The organism is Campylobacter sp. CFSAN093227 (genome assembly GCF_012897855.1).
In the GTDB taxonomy this organism is placed as follows: domain Bacteria; phylum Campylobacterota; class Campylobacteria; order Campylobacterales; family Campylobacteraceae; genus Campylobacter_D; species Campylobacter_D jejuni.
The window spans coordinates 544437-567363 of the sequence record NZ_CP040610.1 but is presented as its reverse complement, the minus strand read 5'-3'; the positions used below and the strand labels follow the sequence as shown (position 1 = coordinate 567363).

General features: G+C 31.2%; 24 protein-coding genes and 1 other RNA gene. 3 read left to right on the top strand and 22 right to left on the bottom strand.

All coding sequences use genetic code 11. The annotated features are described in order from the left end of the window. Positions 1-2 precede the first annotated feature (2 nt). Positions 3-938, bottom strand: a complete 936-nt coding sequence (locus FBF06_RS03090) for an NAD(P)-binding domain-containing protein (protein ID WP_002908986.1) — start codon at positions 936-938, stop codon at positions 3-5. A 70-nt stretch (positions 939-1008) separates the two neighbouring features. Between FBF06_RS03090 and FBF06_RS03085 the strand changes: the two genes are divergently transcribed. Next, on the top strand, positions 1009-2241 hold the full coding sequence (locus tag FBF06_RS03085) for a glutamate-5-semialdehyde dehydrogenase (RefSeq protein WP_002887669.1): 1233 nt from the start codon (positions 1009-1011) through the stop codon (positions 2239-2241). Beyond that, positions 2238-3323 (top strand): FUSC family protein, encoded by a 1086-nt coding sequence (locus FBF06_RS03080; protein ID WP_168977533.1) that lies wholly within the window; start codon positions 2238-2240, stop codon positions 3321-3323. Before FBF06_RS03085 ends, FBF06_RS03080 begins: the two co-directional genes overlap by 4 nt. Here FBF06_RS03080 and FBF06_RS03075 read toward each other — a convergent pair. From FBF06_RS03075 to efp, 6 genes are all read right to left on the bottom strand, one after another. Continuing rightward, positions 3320-4117 (bottom strand): amidohydrolase, encoded by a 798-nt coding sequence (locus FBF06_RS03075; RefSeq protein WP_002887670.1) that lies wholly within the window; start codon positions 4115-4117, stop codon positions 3320-3322. The genes FBF06_RS03080 and FBF06_RS03075 overlap by 4 nt on opposite strands. Positions 4118-4127: 10 nt before the next feature. Further along, on the bottom strand, positions 4128-5420 hold the full coding sequence (locus FBF06_RS03070; protein ID WP_079460156.1) for an SLC13 family permease: 1293 nt from the start codon (positions 5418-5420) through the stop codon (positions 4128-4130). Positions 5421-5538: 118 nt separating this feature from the next. Beyond that, positions 5539-6543: a DUF2891 domain-containing protein gene (locus FBF06_RS03065; protein ID WP_002858603.1), complete on the bottom strand. Its 1005-nt coding sequence runs from the start codon at positions 6541-6543 to the stop codon at positions 5539-5541. Between the two features lie 9 nt (positions 6544-6552). Further along, positions 6553-7506, bottom strand: coding sequence for a DUF979 domain-containing protein (locus tag FBF06_RS03060; RefSeq protein WP_002877608.1), 954 nt, complete (start codon positions 7504-7506; stop codon positions 6553-6555). Then, positions 7493-8185, bottom strand: a complete 693-nt coding sequence (locus FBF06_RS03055) for a DUF969 domain-containing protein (RefSeq protein WP_002856730.1) — start codon at positions 8183-8185, stop codon at positions 7493-7495. The genes FBF06_RS03060 and FBF06_RS03055 overlap by 14 nt, the downstream gene beginning before the upstream one ends. Before the next feature lie 159 nt (positions 8186-8344). Further along, positions 8345-8914 carry an elongation factor P gene (gene efp / locus FBF06_RS03050; protein WP_002855210.1) on the bottom strand — a complete coding sequence of 190 codons (570 nt, stop codon included), beginning with the start codon at positions 8912-8914 and terminating at the stop codon, positions 8345-8347. 113 nt (positions 8915-9027) lie between these two features. Between efp and rnpB the strand changes: the two genes are divergently transcribed. Further along, positions 9028-9348, top strand: an RNA gene (gene rnpB, locus FBF06_RS03045) — RNase P RNA component class A. On the opposite strand, the gene FBF06_RS03040 is transcribed toward rnpB, so the two are convergent. The 15 genes from FBF06_RS03040 to FBF06_RS02970 form a co-directional block, all read right to left on the bottom strand. Next, complete coding sequence (locus FBF06_RS03040; RefSeq protein ID WP_002791829.1) at positions 9346-9621, bottom strand: hypothetical protein; 276 nt, start codon at positions 9619-9621, stop codon at positions 9346-9348. The genes rnpB and FBF06_RS03040 overlap by 3 nt on opposite strands. Next, the gene (gene fliS / locus FBF06_RS03035) at positions 9602-9988 is read right to left on the bottom strand and encodes a flagellar export chaperone FliS (protein ID WP_002776169.1); all 387 of its coding nucleotides are present in this window, start codon (positions 9986-9988) and stop codon (positions 9602-9604) included. The genes FBF06_RS03040 and fliS overlap by 20 nt, the downstream gene beginning before the upstream one ends. Positions 9989-9999: 11 nt before the next feature. Next, positions 10000-11928, bottom strand: a complete 1929-nt coding sequence (fliD, locus tag FBF06_RS03030) for a flagellar filament capping protein FliD (RefSeq protein WP_168977532.1) — start codon at positions 11926-11928, stop codon at positions 10000-10002. Between the two features lie 2 nt (positions 11929-11930). After that, on the bottom strand, positions 11931-12296 hold the full coding sequence (locus tag FBF06_RS03025) for a FlaG family protein (RefSeq protein WP_002776146.1): 366 nt from the start codon (positions 12294-12296) through the stop codon (positions 11931-11933). A gap of 156 nt (positions 12297-12452) precedes the next feature. Next, positions 12453-14255, bottom strand: a complete 1803-nt coding sequence (locus tag FBF06_RS03020) for a menaquinone biosynthesis decarboxylase (RefSeq protein ID WP_002867682.1) — start codon at positions 14253-14255, stop codon at positions 12453-12455. Next, a complete protein-coding gene (gene hemC / locus FBF06_RS03015; protein ID WP_002820769.1) occupies positions 14252-15175 on the bottom strand; it encodes a hydroxymethylbilane synthase in 924 nt (307 codons plus the stop codon). Before hemC ends, FBF06_RS03020 begins: the two co-directional genes overlap by 4 nt. Further along, positions 15172-15561, bottom strand: coding sequence for an FxsA family membrane protein (gene fxsA / locus FBF06_RS03010; protein ID WP_002854991.1), 390 nt, complete (start codon positions 15559-15561; stop codon positions 15172-15174). Before fxsA ends, hemC begins: the two co-directional genes overlap by 4 nt. Then, positions 15558-17267, bottom strand: coding sequence for a proline--tRNA ligase (locus FBF06_RS03005; RefSeq protein ID WP_002859934.1), 1710 nt, complete (start codon positions 17265-17267; stop codon positions 15558-15560). The genes fxsA and FBF06_RS03005 overlap by 4 nt, the downstream gene beginning before the upstream one ends. Continuing rightward, the gene (hemA, locus tag FBF06_RS03000) at positions 17251-18549 is read right to left on the bottom strand and encodes a glutamyl-tRNA reductase (protein WP_002854989.1); all 1299 of its coding nucleotides are present in this window, start codon (positions 18547-18549) and stop codon (positions 17251-17253) included. Before hemA ends, FBF06_RS03005 begins: the two co-directional genes overlap by 17 nt. After that, the gene (locus tag FBF06_RS02995; protein WP_002864642.1) at positions 18549-19442 is read right to left on the bottom strand and encodes a hexaprenyl-diphosphate synthase; all 894 of its coding nucleotides are present in this window, start codon (positions 19440-19442) and stop codon (positions 18549-18551) included. The genes hemA and FBF06_RS02995 overlap by 1 nt, the downstream gene beginning before the upstream one ends. Before the next feature lie 13 nt (positions 19443-19455). Then, positions 19456-19992 (bottom strand): hypothetical protein, encoded by a 537-nt coding sequence (locus tag FBF06_RS02990; protein WP_002858491.1) that lies wholly within the window; start codon positions 19990-19992, stop codon positions 19456-19458. 2 nt (positions 19993-19994) lie between these two features. Further along, a complete protein-coding gene (locus tag FBF06_RS02985) occupies positions 19995-20258 on the bottom strand; it encodes a DUF2018 family protein (RefSeq protein ID WP_002854834.1) in 264 nt (87 codons plus the stop codon). A gap of 138 nt (positions 20259-20396) precedes the next feature. Then, positions 20397-20954 carry a 2-oxoacid:acceptor oxidoreductase family protein gene (locus FBF06_RS02980; protein WP_002812564.1) on the bottom strand — a complete coding sequence of 186 codons (558 nt, stop codon included), beginning with the start codon at positions 20952-20954 and terminating at the stop codon, positions 20397-20399. After that, positions 20951-21796: a 2-oxoglutarate ferredoxin oxidoreductase subunit beta gene (locus FBF06_RS02975; protein WP_002854895.1), complete on the bottom strand. Its 846-nt coding sequence runs from the start codon at positions 21794-21796 to the stop codon at positions 20951-20953. The genes FBF06_RS02980 and FBF06_RS02975 overlap by 4 nt, the downstream gene beginning before the upstream one ends. Further along, positions 21797-22921, bottom strand: coding sequence for a 2-oxoglutarate synthase subunit alpha (locus tag FBF06_RS02970; RefSeq protein WP_002858560.1), 1125 nt, complete (start codon positions 22919-22921; stop codon positions 21797-21799). Positions 22922-22927: the final 6 nt, after the last annotated feature.

The following is a 22927-nucleotide window of genomic DNA, read 5'->3' as shown; positions in this document are numbered from 1 at the left end:
TTTTAAAGCACAGAAAGAATTTTCACAGCGTCATTTAACCCTGTAACTATACTTGCTCCATTTTTAGTAGCAATATCTCCTGCTACAAAGATGCCTTTAACATTGCTTTGTTTGTTTTTATCCATTAAAGGCACGCCTTTATCATCAACATTAATCCCACATTTTTGTAAAAAATCAAGTGGAGTAGAACCACCAATAGCATAAATGATTCTATCATAAATATCGCTTGTACCATCGGTAAAATTTACTTTAGCTTTGCCATTATCATCTTCTACTTCATTAATGTCAATTCCTAATTTTAACTCTACCTTACCCGAATTTCCAGCTTCGTGAATATCTTTAAGATTTATATCATTTAATCTTGTAAATTCTTTTTTACGATAACAAAGGCTAACTTGATTTGAATTTGCCAAATCCACAGCGTATTCTGCTGCTGAATTTCCGCCACCTACAACAAGAATTTTTTCATTTCCCAAAACTGAATTGGCATTAAAATTAATGATTTTTGTTAAAGTCATAGGAAGTTTGTAATCAGGTTTATTAGGTTTACCCATTCTACCTATAGCAACAATAATGTTTTTACACTCATAAACACCTTTAGCTGTACTTACTAAAAAAACTCCATTTTCATTTTTAACGCTCTCAACTTCAAAACCAAATTCAACTTCTATATTGTGCTCTTTTAAAGCGTTTTGAAAAGTTTCTATAGTGCTTTCTTTGGTGCCATCTTCAAAAGGAACATGTCCGTGATTGGTTCCTTCGCATCCCTTATAAGCTTTATCTACTCTTTTGCCATCCTTATAAAATTGCATTAAAGTTTGACAAATGTTATTTGATTTTTCTAGTATCAAAACTTCTTTGTTTTTAAGCTTGGCTTCAACTGCACAGCCTATCCCTGTTGGACCTGCACCTACTACAATTAAATCTATTTTTTTCATTTATATTTACCTTTCAATTCTAAATTTTTTTGTATAATTTATCAAGTTTTTTGTAAATAAAGGATTAAAAATGCGAAATTTGCTTGAAAATATTAAGAAAAATTCTCAAAAACTACTTAACTTAACGCCCAAAGATAAAGAAAAAATTATTCTAAAATTAGCTCAAATTTTAAGAGAAAATTTCAAAATTATCCTAGAAGCAAATAAAAAAGATATGGCAAATTTCACAAAAAGCGGAGCAATGAAAGATAGGCTTTTGTTAGATGAAAAACGTATTTTAGCTCTTTGCGAAGGCCTAGAAAAAATCGCTTACATCGAAGATCCTATAGGCAAAATTTCTAAAGGCTGGAAAAATTATGCGGGTTTAAACATACAAAAAATAAGCATTCCTTTAGGACTCATTTGTGTTATTTACGAAGCAAGGCCTAGTCTTAGCGCTGAAATCGCAGCTTTAATGATAAAAAGTTCCAATGCTTGTGTATTTAAAGGCGGAAGTGAAGCAAAATTTACAAATGAGGCTATATTTACTCTTGTTAATAAAGTACTTAAGGAATTTGATTTGCAAGATTGTTTTGCTATGTTTACCCAAAGAGATGAAATCTTGCAAATTCTAGCCTTTGATGATTTAATCGATGTGATCATACCTCGCGGAAGTTCAAATATGATACAAGAAATTGCAAACAATACCAAAATTCCTCTCATTAAGCAAAATAAAGGCTTGTGTCATGCTTTTGTAGATCAAAGTGCTAACTTAGATATGGCTTTAAAAATAATCCTTAATGCAAAGTGTCAAAGAGTAAGTGTTTGTAACGCTTTAGAAACGCTTTTAATCCATGAAAAAATTGCTAAAAATTTTATAAGTCTTTTAATACCTGAATTTGAAAAATTTAAGGTAAAAATTCACGCCCATGAAAATGCTTTGGCTTATTTTAACAACTCAAATTTAGAAATTTTTAAAGCAAATGAAAATACCTTTGATACAGAATGGCTTGATTTTGCTTTAAGTGTAAAATTAGTAAAAGATTGCGATGAAGCTATAGAGCATATCAATAAACACAGCTCCTTGCATTCTGAAACCATTATCTCAAATGATGCTTCAAATATCGCTAAATTTCAACGCCTTATAAACTCATCTTGTATTTATGCTAATGCTTCAACGCGTTTTAGCGATGGAGGAGAATTTGGCTTTGGTGGAGAAGTTGGAATTTCAACCAGCAAATTGCATGCAAGAGGTCCTATGGGGATTGAAGATATTTGCACTTATAAATATATAATCAATGGGGAAGGACAAATTCGAGAGTGAATAAAATAGAAATACTAAAGCAACACTTTAAAGAAATTGCTAAATTAAATTCAAGCAAACAAGTTTGGCAAATGCCTTTTTTTGCGGCTTTAGGCGTAGGTATAGTTTTAGGGCTTAGTGTATTTTTTGGAAAATTAAACTATGGACTCATTGCCATGATAGGAGCTTTGTCTTTTTTATATGTTCCAAACACTCCTTTATATCATAGAATGGCTGTTGTGATGTGCTGTTCTTTTGGCATAGTTTCTAGTTTTTTCTTAGGAATTTTAACTCATTTTTTGCCTGCAATTTTTGCCTTCATCCCTATAGGAATTATGGCCATGGGAAGTTCTATTTTAATTAGATACTATAACATTGGTGCACCTGGATATTTTTTCTTTGTATTTTCTTGTGTTTTAGGAGCCTATTCTCCTTTTGAAGCTAAGGATTTTATCTTTTTAGTAGGTCTTGTTTTTCTTGGAGCAATGGTAGCTAATTTAATGGCTTTGTTATATTCTATCGTTGTGATTTATGGATTTAAAAATGCTTTACCTAGCGAAATTCCACCTAGAGAATACATAGGTTTTGATGCAGTTTTTGTGGATTCTTTGATCATGGGTTCTTTTGTGGCTTTTTCTATATTTATAGGAACTTTTTTAGAACTTGAAAGAAGTTATTGGATAGCCATTTCTTGTACAGCTATTATGCAAGGTGTAACTTTAAATTCTATATGGATTAAACAAATTCAACGCATCATAGGAACGGCCTTAGGAGTATGTTTTGCATGGTGGCTTTTATCTAAACAATTTCACGATATAGAGCTTATTTTACTTATGATGTCTTTGTTTTTTATAGGACAATTTTTAGTCAATCGAAACTATGCTTTAGCTATGATTTTCTTTACTCCTTATGCTACTTATCTTTCGGAAGCAGCTAATTTTATGAGTGAAAATGCAGATAAATTAATACTCGCTCGTTTAATTGATGTTGTAATAGGAAGCATTTTAGGGCTTTTAGGTGGTTTTGTGATTTACAAACCTTATCTAAGAGTGCATTTTGAACGCATTGCAAAATACATCTTTAGGATAAAACAAAAAGCTTAAAAGCCAAATAAAGCACAAGCATTATCCCCTAAAATTTGCTCTTGTTCTTTTTTAGATACGACAACTTCATTAAAAGCTACTAGAGCCGATGAAAAATTAACATTTGATTCAAAATTTGTATGTGGCCAATCGCTTCCAAAAACAAAATTGCTAAGTGGAAAATGTTCTTTTAAAATTTCATATATTTTCTTTGCAAATTTTACAGCTTGTTCATTATTAGCATAATCTATTTTTGCTCTATAAAAACCGCTAATTTTAAAAAATATTCTAGAGTTTTTTAAGCAAATTAAATCCTCTAAATTTGTTAAGTTTGCATTAGCTCTTGCTAAATGATCGATAACAATATTACAACCATAAGGAATTAAATTTTCAACAATATCAACAAGATTATTATCTAAATCTCTTTGAATTTCTATTTGCATTTTAAGCTTACTTAAATTTTCAAAAAATTGAGTCCAAACCATACTTTTAAAATTTGGCAATTCTTTGCCAATTAAATTTAATCTAACTCCACAAGCTTTTCTTTCTTTTAGTTTTTTAAGCTCATCAAATTTAATATTTTCATCAACCACAACTATAGCTTTTATATTTTCATCTTTTTCGATACTCTGAAGTAAAAATTCATTATCAACACCTAAAAAACTTGGCTGAACTAAAATCCCTTTATCAAAATCATAATGATCTAAATTTGCCTTATAATCTTTAAAACTAGCGTCATAATCAGGCTTATATCTTGCATTTGCAACCGTATTTAACTTTTTCAAAAATATATGTGCATGAGTATCAATCTTCATTAAATTATCCTTATAAAATAAAACTCATTATAATAGTAGCTAAAATCGCCGCTATAAATCCTATAGGCACAGCTTTAATAAGTAAATCTTTAAATAATTTTTCCTTATATTTGTCAGGACAAGATCCTAAAATTAGACTTCCTCCAGAAGAAAAAGGAGAAATAGCAGAAGCTTGAGCCCCTACAACAATACAAGAAAAAAGCAATGCTTCGCTTAATCCACTGCTTGCAGCAATGCTTGGAACTATAGGAAAAAGCGCTGGAGTAACCACACCCAAAGTACTTGAAAAAAGCGACATAAAAGCTGCAATAGCACACATTATTAACGGAATAAAAATCACATTGATCTCATTTTCTACAAGATCTGAAAATAATTTTATAACCCCTGCTTCAACTGCTATGCTAATTAACATCCCTACTCCACAAATCATTATCAAGGTTCCCCAAGGAATTAAAGCAACAACTTGTTTCTCATCGGCTAATTTTAAAAATAAAGCAATGGCGACAAAAATCATGGCTATCATGGCTATATCTATTTTTTTATTAAAATAACCAATTGTCTCATTATGTGGAAAAATAATATTTAGCACAGGAAAGATTAAAACAACAACAATCATCATAAACATGAGAATTAAAGTAGTTTTTTGTTTATAATCAAATGGATCAGGTTTTGAAATAACACTAATTTTTATATTATTTTTAAAAGCATTAAACACAAAAAAAGATAATACCACAATAGGCAAGATTATAGTAAAAGCAAAAATAATACTAGAATTTACAAAAGCTTCATTTGCTTCAATGCCTGAATTTTCCATCAATCCTCGAAAAATAATCCCGCTTTGAGAAGTCACAAAATTTGCTCCTCCCAAAGCACCATAATTTATAGCCATAGCTCCAGCAATTTTGCTTAAACCGATTTTATCGCAAAGTAAAAAAGTAAGTGGTGCCATAAAAGCTAAAACTGTATAAAAACCTGCTCCTAAAGCAGCTATAATAGCACTAACCACAAAAATAACAAAAGGAAGCAAATAAGGATGATTAGCAAAACGATACATCAAATGTCCAGCTAATTTTTCAAGAGTTCCATTTACGGTTGCAAAATTATAAAACAATGAGACAGCAAAAATAACAAAAAATATAGAAATAGGCCAAAAAGCTATGATTTTTTTAGGAGCTAAATCCATAAAAAAAGCTCCTATAATATAAGCAAAAATCATAGCAAAAATTCCAACATTATGTCTAGTAATATAGCCCAAAATAATAGCCACTATAATACTAGAGATGATTAAAAAAACCATTATCATCCTTTAAAATATTATAGGGCTTATAATATCAAAAAATATATTTTTCAAAGCATAAAAACAAAATCTAAATTTAAAAAATATCTATTTAGCAACAAATTTACTCATCTTATGAAATTTTTTATAAAATATCCACATCCAGAGCAAGCAAAGCAAAGCTTCCTAGCCAATGCGACCCAAGATAATCATCTTCTATATGAGCTATAGCTTTATCAAAATGCTCTGTAGCATTGTTTCTTAAAAGAATTTTTAAATTTTCATCGCAAAAATTTGAAAGTATTTTAAAACACCAAGCACGACTTAAATTTAACCCATCTAAATGTGCTATTTTACCATCGCTCCTATCACTCACACTCACAGGGGTAAATAAAGTTGCAGGCTCTTTTGCTTCTAAATTTGGCAAATATGCTTTAAAAAATTTTACAAAATCATTTTTATGTAAAACAGCACTTAAAAGTACCGCTTCCATCAAAACAGGAGATAAAAACTCATCTCCACAAGGCTCTAAAGCTTGCATATTTTTATCATTTAAAAACCACTTTTTAGCACTTTGGATGATGCAATACTCCAATTCTTGATCTTTTTTAAATCTTGCATATTCTAAAGCAAAATACAAAGCAAAAGAGCTATTAAAATGGGTTCCAACTCGTATAGGATAATCCATCTTAGGTAAAAACTCCTTAAATTCTTTAACAAAGAAATCAGCTATGCCTTCTAAATTTTTAGCCCAAATTTCAGCTTTGTCATTTTCTTTAGCAAGTAAATTTATCTCCAAAGTCAGTTTTAAAAACCATCCCCATCCATAAGGTCTTTCAAAACCTTTGTGTGCAGGGTTTTGAAGATATTTAAGCTCTCCTTCTGCTTTTTCTTTGCTAAATTGAGAATCTAGAGCTTTGATGATTTCATCCTTTGGAGCAAAATGAGAAAAATCTTTTAAAATTTTCACCAAAAGCCAGTGAGAATGCACGCTAGAATGCCAATCATAAGAACCATAAAATATAGGATACATAAGTTTTGGCGGTTTAATATCATTGATATCATTAAAAGAATGTGTGATTTTATTTGGCAATTCTCTAAAAATATTTTCTAGTGCAATAAAGCTAAATTGTTTTATAAATTTTTCCATTGTTTCTCCTTAAAATCTAAAAGCTAAAAAATACATTAAAAAGATATTAGCTACAAGCAAAACAAGTCCTGACATAAACTGGGCTTTAATTACGCCATTTTTATCATCCAAATTTAAAAGTGCCGCAGGAACTATATTAAAATTTGCAGCCATAGGCGTCATTAAAGTTCCGCAAAATCCACTAAGCATTCCAATCGCACCTATAATAGCAGGATTTGCATGCATTTGTATGATTAAAATCGGCAAAGCAATAGCAGCAGTAATCACAGGAAAAGCTGCAAAAGCATTGCCCATTACTATAGTAAAAAGCGCCATAGCGATACAATACACAGCTACTGCAATAAAAGCATTATCCAAACTAATATAACTAGATAAAAGTTTAGATACTTGATCGCCCATTCCTGTAGAAACAAAAACTACCCCAAGTGTAGCCAAAATTTGCGGTAAAAGCGCCGCCCAACTAATGTGATCCATAGTATGTGCTGCATCTTTAACAGCTCTTTTAGGAGAAGCCTTAAACATAAAACAAGCAACTACTGAAGAAATAATTATACCTATAATCAAAGCCATCAATGTAGCATTTTTATTTTCAAAAAAACTCAAATGGGGAAATAAAAAAGTCCCAATAAGTGTAATCAAAGGAACCATTAAAGCAGGAATAAAAAGTTTATTTTTATAAATATTTGCATGTTTTATCTCGTATTCTTTTTCTTCTTTGCTAACTTCGATCTTTGCTGGTTTTAATAAATTAAACCCTGCTATAAGTGCTAGTAAAATCACTATACAACCCATCACAAAATGAGGCAAAACTCCTGCTAGTAAAAAAGTAAAACTATAACTTATCCAAAATACCCCGCCGCTTATTCTTGATTTTATATCTTTAGCTTGATTAGAAAAACTTAAAATTCCAAAAACTAAAAATAAAATTCCTACAATATAATAAAGTAAATCAAGACTTATCATCACTCAACCCTTTATAAGTTTTTTCCAATCTTTTATCAAATAAATAAAGTCTAGAGCAATGGATAATTAAAGCCAAAATTCCAGTTGGTATAGCCCAAACTGATAAATGCAATGGCTCAACAATAATACCATTGCTCTCATAAAAAGCTTTAATAAATAAAATAGAATGCACGGCTATAAAAATATCCTCTCCAAAAAATACAGCAACATTATCCGTTCCCGCAGAAAAAGCTTTGATTTTTTGACTATCTTTATGTGTTAAGTTTTTAAATTTAAGCTTAGCTGCAGCTTCTGCCATAGGGGCTATTAAAGGTCTTATCATCTGCGCATGTCCGCCTAAAGATAAAAGCCCTAAAGCTGCAGTAACTTGTCTAAAAACAAAATAACACATTAAAATTCGTCCTGTACTGGCAACTTTTATTTTGGATATTAAATTTTTAGCCTGCTCTCTTAAGCCTTTGCGTTCCAAAACAGCAAGTAAAGGTAAAATAAGCCAAATTATAGCAACATAGCGATTATCTACAAAAGATTTTCCTATATCACTAACAACCTTAACAAAATCAAAACCTGAAACAAGTCCAGCATAAATTCCAACTGAAGTTACCACTAAAAAGGGATTAATCTTTAAAGCAAAACCTAAAACAATCAAAGGTATAGAAGCAAGAAGTAACCATTCCATCAACCATCTCCACAATATGAATTAGAAATATTATAGAAATTTTAAATTGAAGAAAAGTTTAAAAAAATATTTTTAAGAATGGAATGAGAAATTAAGTAACAAAATAAATTTTATATAAATTTAAAAAAGCCTTGGAATAGTCCAAAAGCTTTTTTTGTATTATTTGTTCGCTCTTTCTATATACTCACCACGCACGGTATCAACGCGTATAACTTCACCTTCTAACACATGAAAAGGAATTTGCACTACTGCGCCTGTTTCCAATGTAGCCGGTTTTTTATTTGATCCTTGAGTATCACCCTTAAAATTTGGAGCTGTTTCGATGATTTTGAGTTCAACAACTTGTGGAACTTCTACGCCGATAGCTTTACCATTATGGAAAAGCACATCTACCATCATACCATCAAGCATCCATTTTTTCGCCTCACCTACATCATCATCACTAATAGCTACTTGTTCATATGTTTGCGTATCCATAAATTGGCAATTTTCACCATCATCATAAAGATACTGCATAGTTTTATCTTCTAAATTTGGAGCTTCACATTTATCACCTGCATGGAAAGTTTTTTCAAGTACTTTACCATCGATAAAAGATTTGATTTTAATACGCACAAAAGCAGGACCTTTGCCTGGTTTTACATGCTGATACTCAACTATTTTAAAAGGAATTCCATCGATTTCTATTTTAAGTCCCTTTTTTAAATCACCCATTGAATAAGATGCCATAAATTTCCTTTGTTAAAAAATAAAAAACAATTTTATCAAATTTTGATTGATATCACAATAAAATTATTTTATTTGATGAAAAAATAAGTAAAATTACGTTAAAATCCAAATTTAAAGCATAGTAAATGCTCGCTTCTTTTTAGGAGAGGAAAGTCCGAGCTGCTAAAGACAAACATTCCATCTAACAGATGGCTAGGGTAACCTAAGGGATAGTGCAACAGAAAGAAAACTACCACGCAAGTGGAAAAGGTGAAACGGCGGGGTAAAAGCCCACCAGCGATTTTGGTAACAATTTCGGCTATGTAAACCCAATGTGCAGCAAGAAGGGATGGTTAGCGTCTTTGTTTTAACCCTTCGCTTGATTTTGTTTGCAAAAACAAAACTAGATAAATGAGCATTCAAGACAGAACTCGGCTTATCGCTATGCTTTTTTAAGATTTAAAATATGTCAACGCTTTTTGAAATTTTTGAATTTCAACAGCTTTTGTTTTTTTCTTTTGTTCAATCAGTATAACAGCTTCTTGCAAAAGAGCTTGAACTTGATAAAATACATCATTTGCATTTTCTTTTAAAAAATCTTCTGAAGGCGATTCTTTGGCTAAATTTTTAATAAAAGCTTTCATATCAAGTTCATCAAGTAAATTTTCAAGTTTATTGATATCTTCTTGGATTAATGCAAGTTTAAAATCACTGAGCCACTGTTTCATTGTTATGCACTTCTCTCCAAGCTTCTAGTAAACCTTTGGTTACATTTATAACTTCATTGATTCTATCTTCGTTATTTTCTAAATTTGCCAAAGATAAAAGTTGAATTTCTCTTGTATAAAGCCCGCTTAAATAATGTGCCACTTCTCCGCCTTTTTCATAGTTTAAAGTATTAATAAGCTCTATAAAAATAGCCGTGGTTCTTTTTACAAAATACACTCTTTGTTCTATATCTTCATTTCTTATGGCTACTTTAGCTCTTGCACAAAAACGCAAAATTCCCTCATAAAGCATTTCAATAAGTTTTTGCGGAGACTCTATCCCCACTTGATTTTGAGAATAAGCATTATAGGCTAAATTATTTTGCATCTTTTTTATCCTTAATTATTAGAATTGTTTGCCGCATTAATCATATTAGTTACAGTATTTAGCTGTTGATTGAGTTTATTTAAAATACTCTCATATTGCAACCATTGATTCGCCATTGTATCATATCTTGTATCAATCATAGCCTGAGTCGAGTCTTTAGAGGTATTTAATGATTTAATATCATTTGTCAAACTCTCATCATATTTTGTAATTGAACCATCTTTTCCAGTCATCTCTTGCAACGTGGCTTTTAATTTTGAAAAAATACCTTTACCTTCTATAGGCTTAGAGGTTATATTTACGTCAGACAAACCTAATTCCTTGAGAATGTTAGCATCTCCTTTGATTGAAAAATCCGAGCTACCATCTCCACTAAAATTCAACCTAAACCCTGTAACATTGTTTTGATTATAGGATTCAACCTTAACTTTTAAGCCTTCAATACCTTTACTGTTTATATGATTAGCTAAATTTTGAAGCAATTCTTCCTCTGTTTTCCCTGTTAATTTAAAATTAGTACCATCAGAATTTTTAGATAAATCATATGTTTGATTATTAAAAACTATAGTAAAATCTCCTGGTTTAAATTCTAAACCATTAGTATTACCTCCATTGGAATTAAGATATTTACTTAAACTTCCTGTCTTAATTACCTCTCCTGTGTGATTAATGTCTTCGTATTTAGTAATATTTGAAAAAAAACTTTCAGTAGAGTCTGGATCTTCTTTAACTTTTTGTTCAAATTTAGAAGAATCAAAACTCAAAGTGCCTGCATCATTTAAACTTAAGCCAAAATCCTGCATAGAAAGCATAACCTTAGTGTTCACTTTATTACCATTTGCATCTTCAGTAGTTCCATCAACAACTTGAGAATCAAACAAATCAGCAAGAATGCTTGAGCGTATTGAATTTACTTCACTGATACCTTGTAAAGTTCCTTTTGTTCCAGTTTCGCTATTATAGTCAGTTGCAGCATTAAGATTGGTTACTAAATCATTATAAGCATCCACCAAATCTTGCATGGCTTTTGTCACACCTTCAAAATCTTGCTGTACATCAAAATTAATTTCACCTGTTTTATTTAAAGTTAAAGTCATTCCTACACCAAGATCAGTAACAGTGTTACTTGATCTAAACATCTTAATACCATCAAGTGTAAATTCTGCATTTTGCGCAGTTTGGATATGCAAAGAAGCATCCTTAATACCATAACCTTTTTTATCCTTAGCTGGATCAATAGAACTCGTTGTATCTAATTCCCATCCAAGATTTTTGAATATTGTTTCTGCCTCTGAATCACTTGTATACTTACCATTCGAATCTTTTTTTCCCGCATAGAAACTTATCGCACTGTCTTCGCCTGTTTCTTTACTGGTTAAAGTTAAGCGGTAAGGAGTGCCTTTCTCTCCTGTGTTTACAATCTTAGCAACAATCTCTCCTCCACTAGCTTCATTAATTTTATCAGCTAAATCTCTATAGGTTGTGTTTTTATCTACTGTAACAGTATATTCTTTGCCATTTGAAAAAAAAGTAAGATCGGTGGTTCCAGTTAAATTTGCATTAATAAAACCACTGTCATTTGCTAATCCTTTGCTTTGATACACATCTTTTTGTGCAAGTTGAGTAACATTGATATTCATGCTTTGTAAAGCAACACCCGAATTAACTGTAAGACTTGCTGGAGGATTATCACTAATACTTCCTACAACTTTTCTTTTCGCAAAAACCGTAGCATCGGCCAATGATGAAACAGCCGTCTGAAAACTTAGTAATTTAGTTTTGATTTCTGTTAAATCTTTTTGTTTGGTTGTATTTTCTTCAATTTTTTTAGTATAAGGATCAATGCGAGCTTTTTGCTCTGCTTCTTTTAATTTATCTATAGTATCTTGAGTTAAAACCCCAGAACCAAATCCTAAACTAGATAGACTACCAAATGCCATTTTTAACTCTCCTTATCAAATATCATTCCTATCACATCCCTAAAATACTCAGCTAATCTCATAGCTTCTTCACTAGGAATTTGACGGATTTCCCTTCCAGTACTTTTTTCAGTCACGCTAATATACATAGAACCGATTTTATCACTATAACCAAAACGAACATTGGTATCTAGAGAATCCATTTGCTCATTTAACTTTTTTGTAATATCAGCCAACTTTTCACTCACACCTCGTTGCTGTCCATCATCGCCTTCTTGGCCTTGACTTCTATCGGTTTGAATGTTTAAACTAGCCTGTGTCTCACTTGTTCTTTGGCTAATGTTTGCCAAAGCTGTATCCATTTGCCCATTTGCCTTCGATATTTCCATTTTAAAATCCTTTTTAAAATTTTCTATTGCTAGTTAAAAGCTTATATCGACAAATTTATAAATTTATGAACACCTATAAAGAAAATTTTATTTTTCAATAATAAAAAAATAATAAGCAAAAACTGTGCCAAAATTTTAAAATAAATCTCAATTATCTTAAAAAATTTCAAATTTATTAAAAAGATCTGGATTATTTTCTAAAATATTACGCAAGATCAAATCTTCTATCACGCTTTTAGTGCAATCTGTTTGCTTAGGCCAAGCTCTTAAATAACCCTCAGCTTCACCTTTAGCACTTGCATCTACTCCAAGTCTTTCTTCTTTGATAAAAATATCTCTTTTAGCATCTATATTATTTACCACACGCCAAACAAGCATATAAGAATTTTCAAGCTTATTTTCAGCATCTAAAAACACTAAAATCCTAAAATGTTTTTTAAATTCTAAAAGTTTATCAAAACTTTGTTCGATTTTTTCTTTTTTATCAAGCAAAATACAAACTATAGGACTTTTACTTTCTTTATAAAATTGCTTTAAATTTAAAAGTTCTACCTTAGTTTTAAAAAGTTCTAGTAATTTTTCATCTTCTAAAATTTCAAGCTCTTCAACTTGTATTTCTTCGCAAGCATCAAGTCCTGCTTTACCCCCAAAACAAGAATTAGGTGAAGCATGATCTAATTGATCACAAATTCCTTCTGAAATTAAAATTTTCTTTGTATTAAAACGATCTAACATATAAGGAATTAAAGCATCATAATCTTTCAAAGAAGGTGCATTTTTATCCACAAAAATTGCATGCTTAACAAAACTCATTTGCCCTACTCCCCAAAATGCATGCATAATTTGTTGCGCATGAGCGGGATATTTTGCATCGATTTTTGCTAAGATAAGATTATGAAAGACCCCATTTTCAGGCATATTATAATCAATTAAATCAGGTACTGAAGTTTGAAGCAAAGGTAAAAAAATTCTTTCAGTACCAAGTCCCATGATCTTATCTTCTAAAGGAGGCTTTCCTACAACCGTTGCTTGATAGATCGCATCTTTTTTAGCATAAATTTTTTCTACTTTCATCACAGGAAAAAGTTCAGCAGGAGTGTAAAAACCCGTATGATCTCCAAAAGGACCTTCGATTTTAAACTCTTCTAAATCCACATAACCTTCAATAACCACATCACTATCATAAGGTATAAAAATACCATTTTCACAAGGAGTAATTTTTGCAGGAGTTTTTTTAATAAAACCATAAAGTAAAAGTTCAAAAATTCCCTTAGGTAAAGGTGCTTGAGAACACCAAATATAAAGCGGATCTCCACCTATGGCTATACTTACAGGCATTTTTTTAAAACCAGCATTTTTGTATTCGTGATAAAAATTTGCCCCATCTTTATGAATTTGCCAATGCATTAAAAGTTCATTTTTATCACTCATTTGCAAACGATACATTCCAAGATTATTTTGAGTTTTATCTAAATTTTGTGTATAAACTTGCCCCATGGTAATAAATTTACCCGCATCATCTTCCCAAGTTTTTAGTATGGGAAGTTCTTCAAGTGAGTTTAAAATTTCATAATCATACAAGGCTTTATTTTTTTTCAGTCTTTTAGGAGGAATATTTTTAAAACTTAACAAATTCATAAAAAAATCCATTTTTGCTTTAAAACTCGTAGGAATATGAAGCTTGGTGAGTTTTGAAATTTCTTCAGCCACCTCTTCATAATCACGTCCAAAAGCTAAATTTAAAGCCTTTTCATTGCAAAAAGTATTCATCAAAACAGGAAATTTATATTGTTTATTTAATTTTTTATCTATAGGATTTTTAAATAATAAAGCCTTCCCTTTTTCTCCTTTTTTAGCTTCTATATAGGCTAAATGAGCGATTTCAAGATCTACATCTACAGGCTCTTCAATTACCCTTAAAAGATCATTTTCTTTTAAAATTTGAATAAATTCTTTCATATCATACTCTCAGCTTTTTTTAAAAGTTCTTTAGCACCTTTAGCAATAAACTCCTTAGCCAAACTCTCTCCAAAACCTTTAAAATCATTCTTTTTAATCATTCTCTTATCTTTTAAAATTTCACTTCCATCGGGTAGTCCAAGTACCGCACGCACACAAATTTCATCTCCCAAGAGCTCTGCGTTAATACCTATAGGAACTTGACAACCTCCTTCTAAAGTAGCAATAAATTCTCTTTCAATGCTTGTTTCAATCAAAGCATTTTCATCATTTAAACATTTTAAAAGTTCTAAAATTTTTTCATCATTTATGCTTTCTATACCTAAAGCTCCTTGAGAAGCCGCAGGAATAAGCTCATCTTTGCTAAATTCATAAACAAAATTCACTTGCTTATCTAAGTTTAAGCGTTTAATTCCCGCCATTGCCAAAATAATCGCATCAAAATCATTATTTTTTAATTTCTCTATACGAGAATTGACATTACCACGCAAAGAAATAATATCTAAATCAGGTCTTAATAATAAAAGCTGCATCTTGCGTCTAAGACTAGTAGTGCCTATTTTTGCACCTTTTGGTAAAGAAAGAAAATCTTTATAATTTTGACTTAGCATAGCATCATTGCTTTGCTCTCTTTTGCTTACCGCTGCCAAAACTAAACCTTGAGGAAAAAAACTAGGCACATCTTTTAAACTATGCACTGCTAAATGTGCTTCTTTTCTTAACATACTTTCTTCAAGTTCTTTTGTAAAAAGTCCTTTACCACCAATTTTTGCCAAAGGAGAATCCAGCAAAACATCGCCTTTTGTTTTAAAACCTTCTAAAAGCACTTCAATTTGATGTGTATTTTTTAAAATTTGGGCTACATGCTCACTTTGCCAAAGAGCCAATTGACTTTTTCTTGTTGCGATAATAAGCTTCATTTTCTATCCTCTATAATTTCAACATCAATAATTTCTTCATTAGAATTTTGATACTCTTGCTTGGTGTATTGATATTTTGATTTAGTTATTAATTTCAAAGCAATACCAAAGAAAAATACAAAAATTCCAAAAACACTTGTAATAATCCCTGGAAAAACAAGTAAAAACCCTGCGATAACAAAAGAAAATTGTGTTAACATATCCTTTAAGCCACCCATTTGAAATTCAAGCATATTTTTCCAAAAAATTCCCAATAAAACCGCACCAAAAATCATACTCAAAAGTATGAAAAATAAAAAATTACCAAAACCAAAAAACACTATAAAAAGTATACTTGCAATAATTTCAAGTACAAATAAAGGGCTTAAACTTAATTTATAATTCATAACACTTTCTTTTTAAGAATTTCCATAAGTTCATCAGTTTTTATAAGTTCTTTTATCAAACCTTCTCTTTGGATAAGCTCTATTTCATTCTTTTCTAATCCCTTGCCAACAACTAACGCATAAGGAAAGCCCATAAGTTCAAAATCATTCATTTTAACCCCAAAACGCTCATTTCTATCATCAAGCAATACCTCTAATCCAAGATTAGTTAAATCCTCATAAAGCTTATTAGCAAATTCTAAAGCCTTTTCATCTTTGAGATTTGAAACAATAATTTCAAGCACAAAAGGAGCTAAAGTTTTATTCCAAATACATCCTTTTTCATCATGACTTGCTTCAATAGCTACAGCCAACAAGCGTGAAACACCTATGCCATAACATCCCATGTAAAAAGGCTGACTTTTGCCATTTTCATCTAAGAAATTTGCATTCATCGCTTTGGAATATTTTTGTCCTAGCTTAAAAATATGCCCTACTTCTATACCTTTACTTTGTTTTAATTTTGCTCCACATTTAACACAGCAATCCCCTTCTTTAACTTCAATCAAATCTTTAAAACGATCTTTATTTAAATTTACAACATCAATACCGATTAAATGATAATCCTTTTCATTCGCACCCATAATCATTTGCTTTTCGTTTTCAAGCTCAAAATCTATATAAAAATCTATATCTTTTAATCCCACAAAACCTATAAAACCAGCTACTAAGCCAGCTTTTTCCAATTCTTCTTCGCTCGCATCGACTAGTTCAAGGGCACTGCAAGCATTTTGAGCCTTAACCTCTTGCAAATCATCACTTCCTCTTATAAAAAACACAACTAATTTGCTTTCATTTTCATAAATAGCTTTTTTTACCACTGCTTTAATCGTATAAAAAGCATTAATTTTAAAAAATTGTGCTAAAGAATCTATAGTTTTAATATTTGGAGTGTGAAATTTACTTGCATAATTTGCTTCAGGACGCTCATCTTGACAAGTTTTTTTAGCTCTTTTTGCAGCTTCAACATTAGCCGCATAATCACAATTTTCACAAATTAAAATATCATCTTCCCCATTTTTTGCCAAAACCATAAATTCCTTAGAACCACTTCCACCAATAGCCCCACTATCAGCTTCAACTGCTCTAAAATCAAGCCCCATTCTTTGTAAAATTTGAGAATAAGTTTTATACATAAGCTCAAACTCACGCCCTAAATCTTCTTCATTAGCATGAAAACTATATCCATCTTTCATTAGAAATTCACGACATCTTAAAAGCCCAAATCTAGGCCTTGCTTCATCACGAAATTTAAGTCCAATTTGATATAAGTGCAAAGGAAGTTGTTTATAGCTTGTGATTTTGTTTTTTACCAAAGAAAGCATAGCTTCTTCATGTGTTGGACCTAAAACAAATTCATTTTCTTTTCTGTCTTTAAAACGCAAAAGTTCTTTTCCAAAAACATTATAACGCCCACTTTCTTGCCACAAACTTGCAGGAGTGATAAAACTAAGATTTACTTCTTGTGCTCCAGCCTTATCCATTTCTTCTTTAACTATATTTTTAATCTTGTCTAAAACTCTTTTTCCCAAAGGCAAGAAATTATAAAGTCCGCTACCAATTTGTTCTACAAAACCCGCACGCGTTAAAAAAATATGACTAGGTAAACTCGCATCTTTTGGCGCTTCTTTTAAACTTGGTGCATAAAATTTAGTAAATCTCATCATTATTCTCCATATCAAATTCACATTTATATTGATTTAAACCTTCAAGATTATTTTGCAAATCAAAAACATAACGCATAGCATTAATCACTGTATCGCTTTGCATTTTACCTTGTAAATGTTTCAAATTTACAGTAGGCGTGTGTAAAAAAGCCTTAAAAACTTGATGAATCAACTTTCTAGCCTCTTCTTTATCAGATTTTTTCAAATATCCTTTTTTTAACGCAATTTCAAGTTGTTTATCTGCATATTCTTTAGCTTGCAAGCGTATAGCTTTGATAATAGGCATCAAAGCCAAATCGTTTAAATACCTAAAAAATTCACTTGTTTCACGACCTATTATCCCATAAGCCATACGAGCTTCTTGTTCTCTTAGTGCTAAATTTTTTTGAACCACAATTTCAAGATCATCTACAGCAAAAACAGATATATTTTCATTTTCATTGATATCAATATCCCTTGGAACTGCAATATCAAAAAAATACCTTTTATAAGAAAGTTCTTCTATTAAAGAATTTGTAATAATAGCATTTGGTGCATTGGTAGCTGAGAAAAAAAACTCGTATTGATTTAAATATTTTTTTAAATTTTCTAAACTATCATATTCGCTTAAAACACCAAGTCTCTCACACAAATCTTTAGCTTTTTGTAAATCACGATTTAAAATAATCACCTTAGCACCCGCAGCAATTAAATGTTTTGCCGCAAGTTCTCCCATCTCTCCAGCTCCAATAACAACAGCTTTTTTTTGCGTTAAATCTGCAAGTTCTTTTGCTTTTGCCACGGCAACGCTAGCTACAGAAATAGAATTTTTAGAAATTTGAGTTTCATTGCGTACCTTAGCAGCACATTTAAAAGCACTATGTACTGCTCTTGAAAGGTGTACTCCACAAAAATTATTTTTTACAGCAAAAGCAAAGGCATCTTTTAATTGTCCTGCTATTTGAGTTTCTCCAACCACCAAACTATCCAAAGAACTTGCTACAGAAAAAAGATGGTGGATTGCTCCACTATCTTCAAAAATATCAGCTTTTTCAAGTAAAATATCTTTATCAACATCACAAAGTAAAGCCAAAGATTTAACAATAAACTCCGCACAGGCCATTTTTACAAAAGCAACAATTTCAACACGATTGCAAGTACTTATAACCAAACATTCTTCAATATTTTCATGAGTGCTAATGATTTTTAAAAACTCACTTTTTTTAGCTTCATTGGAAAAGCTTAACTTTTCCCTTAAGGCAATATCTGTATTTTTATGAGTAAAAGATATACAATAATACATTAAAATTCCCTATCTATCATAGCTTTAATAATATCATTAAGCTTGTTATTATCATATTTTTCAATTGCTTTTCTAGCCTTTTTTGCATAAGTTTTAGCTTCTAAAATAGCTTTTTCTAAAGCTTTTTGTTCTTCAAATTTAGTTTTTAGCCATTCTTTTTCATTTTCATTTAAATCTTTTTTAAATAAAGTCTGCAAATATATCCTATCTTGTTCTTGTAAATTTTCATAAAGATAAATATAAGGCAAGGTAGTTTTACCCTCTTTAAAATCATTCATAGCAGGTTTTCCAAGAATTTTTTCATCACTCTTAATATCTAAAATATCATCAATCATCTGAAAAGCAAGTCCTAAATTTTTACCATATTCTGCAAAATCTTTTTCATATAATCCAGCCAAAATAGCTCCGCATCTAGCACTTGCTTCAATCAAAACAGCTGTTTTATTATAGATCATTTTCAAATAAGCTTCTTTATTGATATTAAATTTCTCTCCCAAATCAACATCCATAAGTTCGCCTATAGCAAGCTTTACAACAGCATCTGAAATAATACTTGCAAATCTAGCATCCATTTTGCTTAATTCATAAAAGGCTTTTGAATACAAAATATCGCCCAACATAAGAGCATTTTTTGTACCAAATTCAGCATTAACAGATCTTGCTCCACGCCTTAATTCACTCTCATCGATAATATCATCATGTAATAAACTAGCAAGATGTATCAATTCTATAGCTGCGCAAATTTTAAAAGCAATCTCACTCTCATCTGCGATAGCTAATAATAATTTAGAGCGTAATTTCTTTCCTGATTTTACATTTGAAAGCATATTTAAAATAGGTTCATAGCCAAGCTCTTGTAAAAACTGTTTTATTAATTCATCTATTTTTTGCACTATCTTTTCCTTGTTAATTGCTATTATTATTTTCTTTGCTTGTTAATGGTTTTACCTGAGGTTCGTTAAAATTAATCATAGGAACAACCTGATTATTTTGCGGTGGATTTTGTAAAGCTTTTTTTCTCGGATCTAAAAATTCTACCATTAAGCGAGATTCCTTATCTTCTATATAAACCGTAAAAGTTGCCAAACCTTTATTATAACCACTAAATTCTAAAATAAGTCTTGCTCTATCAATATGTGGATTAGTATAATCAGGTATTAAAGTTTGAGTTACCCAATCTAAATTTCTTCTTAAACTCATCACAAATTGACGCGGATATTTGCGAAATTTCGAATGTACGATGATATTAGTATTATCAAACAAAGTCCAATAAAAATCAAAATTTTGCACCTTATCTTCATAGCCTATTTCTTTAATCTGCACACTAGCTCTCTCATCTTTTTTAAGTATAAATTTATAAGTATAATCAAAAGTTGGTTCAGATGCTAAAACATTACTAAAAATAAAAAAAATACAAATTAAACAAGGGCTTATTTTAAACAATTTTAGCCTTCGTGTCCTAAAATTTTTGCGCCCAATTCTATATAAATATCATTTTGCCTTTCTTCTATAAAATCACCATTTTCTAATATGAAATTTTTTACATCCATTTCTGTTAAACCTTGTTTTTCCAAAAGTTCCACCATGGCAATATGATCAGCAAAAAATTCCTCAAAAACTTTTTCTAAGGCTCCTAAATTTCCATTTTGTATAATTTCTATAAATTTTTCTTTTGGAGTTTTATTAAACATTTCATCAAAAAAATCCATTAATTTTCCTTGAAAATATAAGTTTTTGATTATAAAATTTTAATCGTTAAAAGTAGCTAAATTAAAATAATTAAAATTTAAATTTTATTTGCAATGTGTAAAATTTTAGAAGTTAAATTCCGCATGATGCGGAATTTATTATGAATATGGTTTTGCTTGAGTGGCGTATTTTACACCCAGATCAAAAGCTTTAGCATTTGCATCACGAGTTTTTGCAGGAACCATATGAAGCATAGTTTCTTTTAAAACATCTAAATCTATACATTTGCTCATATAAGCAGCAATTGCAAGTGCAACAACTGATTGAGTAGCCACATTTCCTACCTCATCTTTAGCTATGGTAATAATAGGGATTTCAAAAATTTGCCATTTTTTATAATCTTCACTTTCAGGATGTACTAAATTTGGCTCTACAACTATAATACCTCCTTCTTTTACACCCCCACGAAAACCTTTATAACCCTTATCTGCAGTCGAAAGCATAAAATCTACTTCCCCTTCTACAGCATAAGGAAATAAAATTTCTTTATCATCGATGATAATATCCACCTTAGTGGGGCCACCACGCACTTGTGAAGTGTAAGTAGAAGCCTTAAAAGCTTGACGACCTTCTTTAATGGCTGCTTCTGCTAAAATTTCTCCTGCGGTGATAACACCTTGTCCGCCTTCACCGCCAAATCTTAATTGATATTTCATTTTAAAGCTCCTAAATCCACCATTCTTTTTTCTTTGGCTGCACGACGTACTTCTTCATAAGCGTGGCAGTATTCTGGCTGAGAATTATCTTCATGTAAAATTCCTGTTGGAAATTTATCTTTTCTTTCTTCAAAATCCATGCTTTCAAATTTAGCTTTATCCACAACGCGATTTTTAATCCAATCAAGCATAGCTACAGCTTCGCCCATTTTGTTTTTTCTGCCTAGATTGATATGACAATTTGAAAAAACATCTACAAAACTATAACCCTTATGCGCTAAAGCCTTATAAATTAAATTTTCAAGCTTATTAGCTTCGATCACATTACCCCTTGCCACAAAAGAAGCTCCTGCAGCTTTAGTTAATTCACACGCATCAAAATTAGGGTCAATATTTCCAAATTGAGCTGTTACTGTATAAAAACCTTTTGGAGTGGTTGGGCTTGTTTGGGAATTCGTAAGTCCATAGATAAAGTTATTGATCACAATGTGGGTTAAATCAATATTTCTGCGACAACCATGTATAGTATGATTTCCACCAATTGCCAAAGTATCCCCATCTCCGCTTACTACAATAACATGTTTACTAGGATTGGCTAATTTAATACCTGTTGCATAAGCTATTGCTCTACCATGAGTTGTATGAACTGTATTGCAATTTACATAAGAACTCATTCTGCCACTACAACCTATACCCGAAACAAGACAAACATCATCCATATTCCAACCAAGTTTTTCTATCGCGCGGATAATACATTTTAAAACAACACCATCGCCACATCCCCAACACCATTGAGTAGGCATTTTATCTACTCTTAGATATTCATCATAATTAAAAGCCATTTATATATTCTCCTTTACCTTAGCAATAATTTCACTTGGAGTGATAGGACGACCATTTGCACGGTGCAAACTAATAAAATCGCGACGCGAAGTTACTCTTTCAATCTCTTCAAGATATTGTCCCATATTAAGCTCGCTTACCATTACTTTTTTAAATTTGCTTACAACTTCAGCGATTTTTTTCTCAGCCACTGGATAAAGAGTAATCGGACGGAAAAGCCCCACTTTAATCCCTTGCTCTCTTAATCTTTGTATAGCTTCTTTTGCTGAACGACTCACGCTTCCATAAGCAATGATTAAAAATTCAGCATCATCAAGCATATACTCTTCATAAGTACAAATATCTTCTTGATTGTTTTTTATTTTACCTATGAGTCTTTCCATATTTTTTTTCACTATAACTCCATCTTCAGTTGGAAAACCTATATCTCCATGATGAAGTCCTGTAACATGATAACGATAACCTGTAAAGAAAGGATTTAAAGTTGCAGGCTCATTTTCTCCTGCTGCATAAGGTTTATAATCCTTTTTATCGCCTTCAAATTTTTTACGGTTATATACTTTAATATCTTTTAAATCAGGTAAAACCGCTTTACCATTCATGTGCCCTACAGTTTCATCCATAAGTAAAAATACTGGAGTCATATATTTTTCAGCTAAATTAAACGCTCTAATGGTTTCTGTATAAGCTTCTTCAAGACTTGCAGGAGCAATAGCAATACTTGCAAAATCCCCATGAGTTGGTGCTTTAGCTTGAAACAAATCTCCTTGTGCTACACGAGTTGGAAGACCTGTTGAAGGACCACCTCTCATAACATTTACAATCACAAGTGGAATTTCAGCAATAAATGCAAGTCCTATTTGCTCTGCTTTTAAAGAAATTCCAGGACCGCTACTTGCAGTCATGGATTTTACTCCACTCATTGCCGCACCAATAGCCACGCTAATACCTGAAATTTCATCTTCCATTTGTATAAAAGTTCCATCATTTGCAGGAAGCATATGGCTTAATTCATGAGCTATCTCACTACTAGGAGTAATAGGATAACCTCCAAAAAATTTACATCCACAATCAATCGCAGCTTTGGCGATTAAAACATTACCTGTTGCTATAACTTCTCTCATTATTTT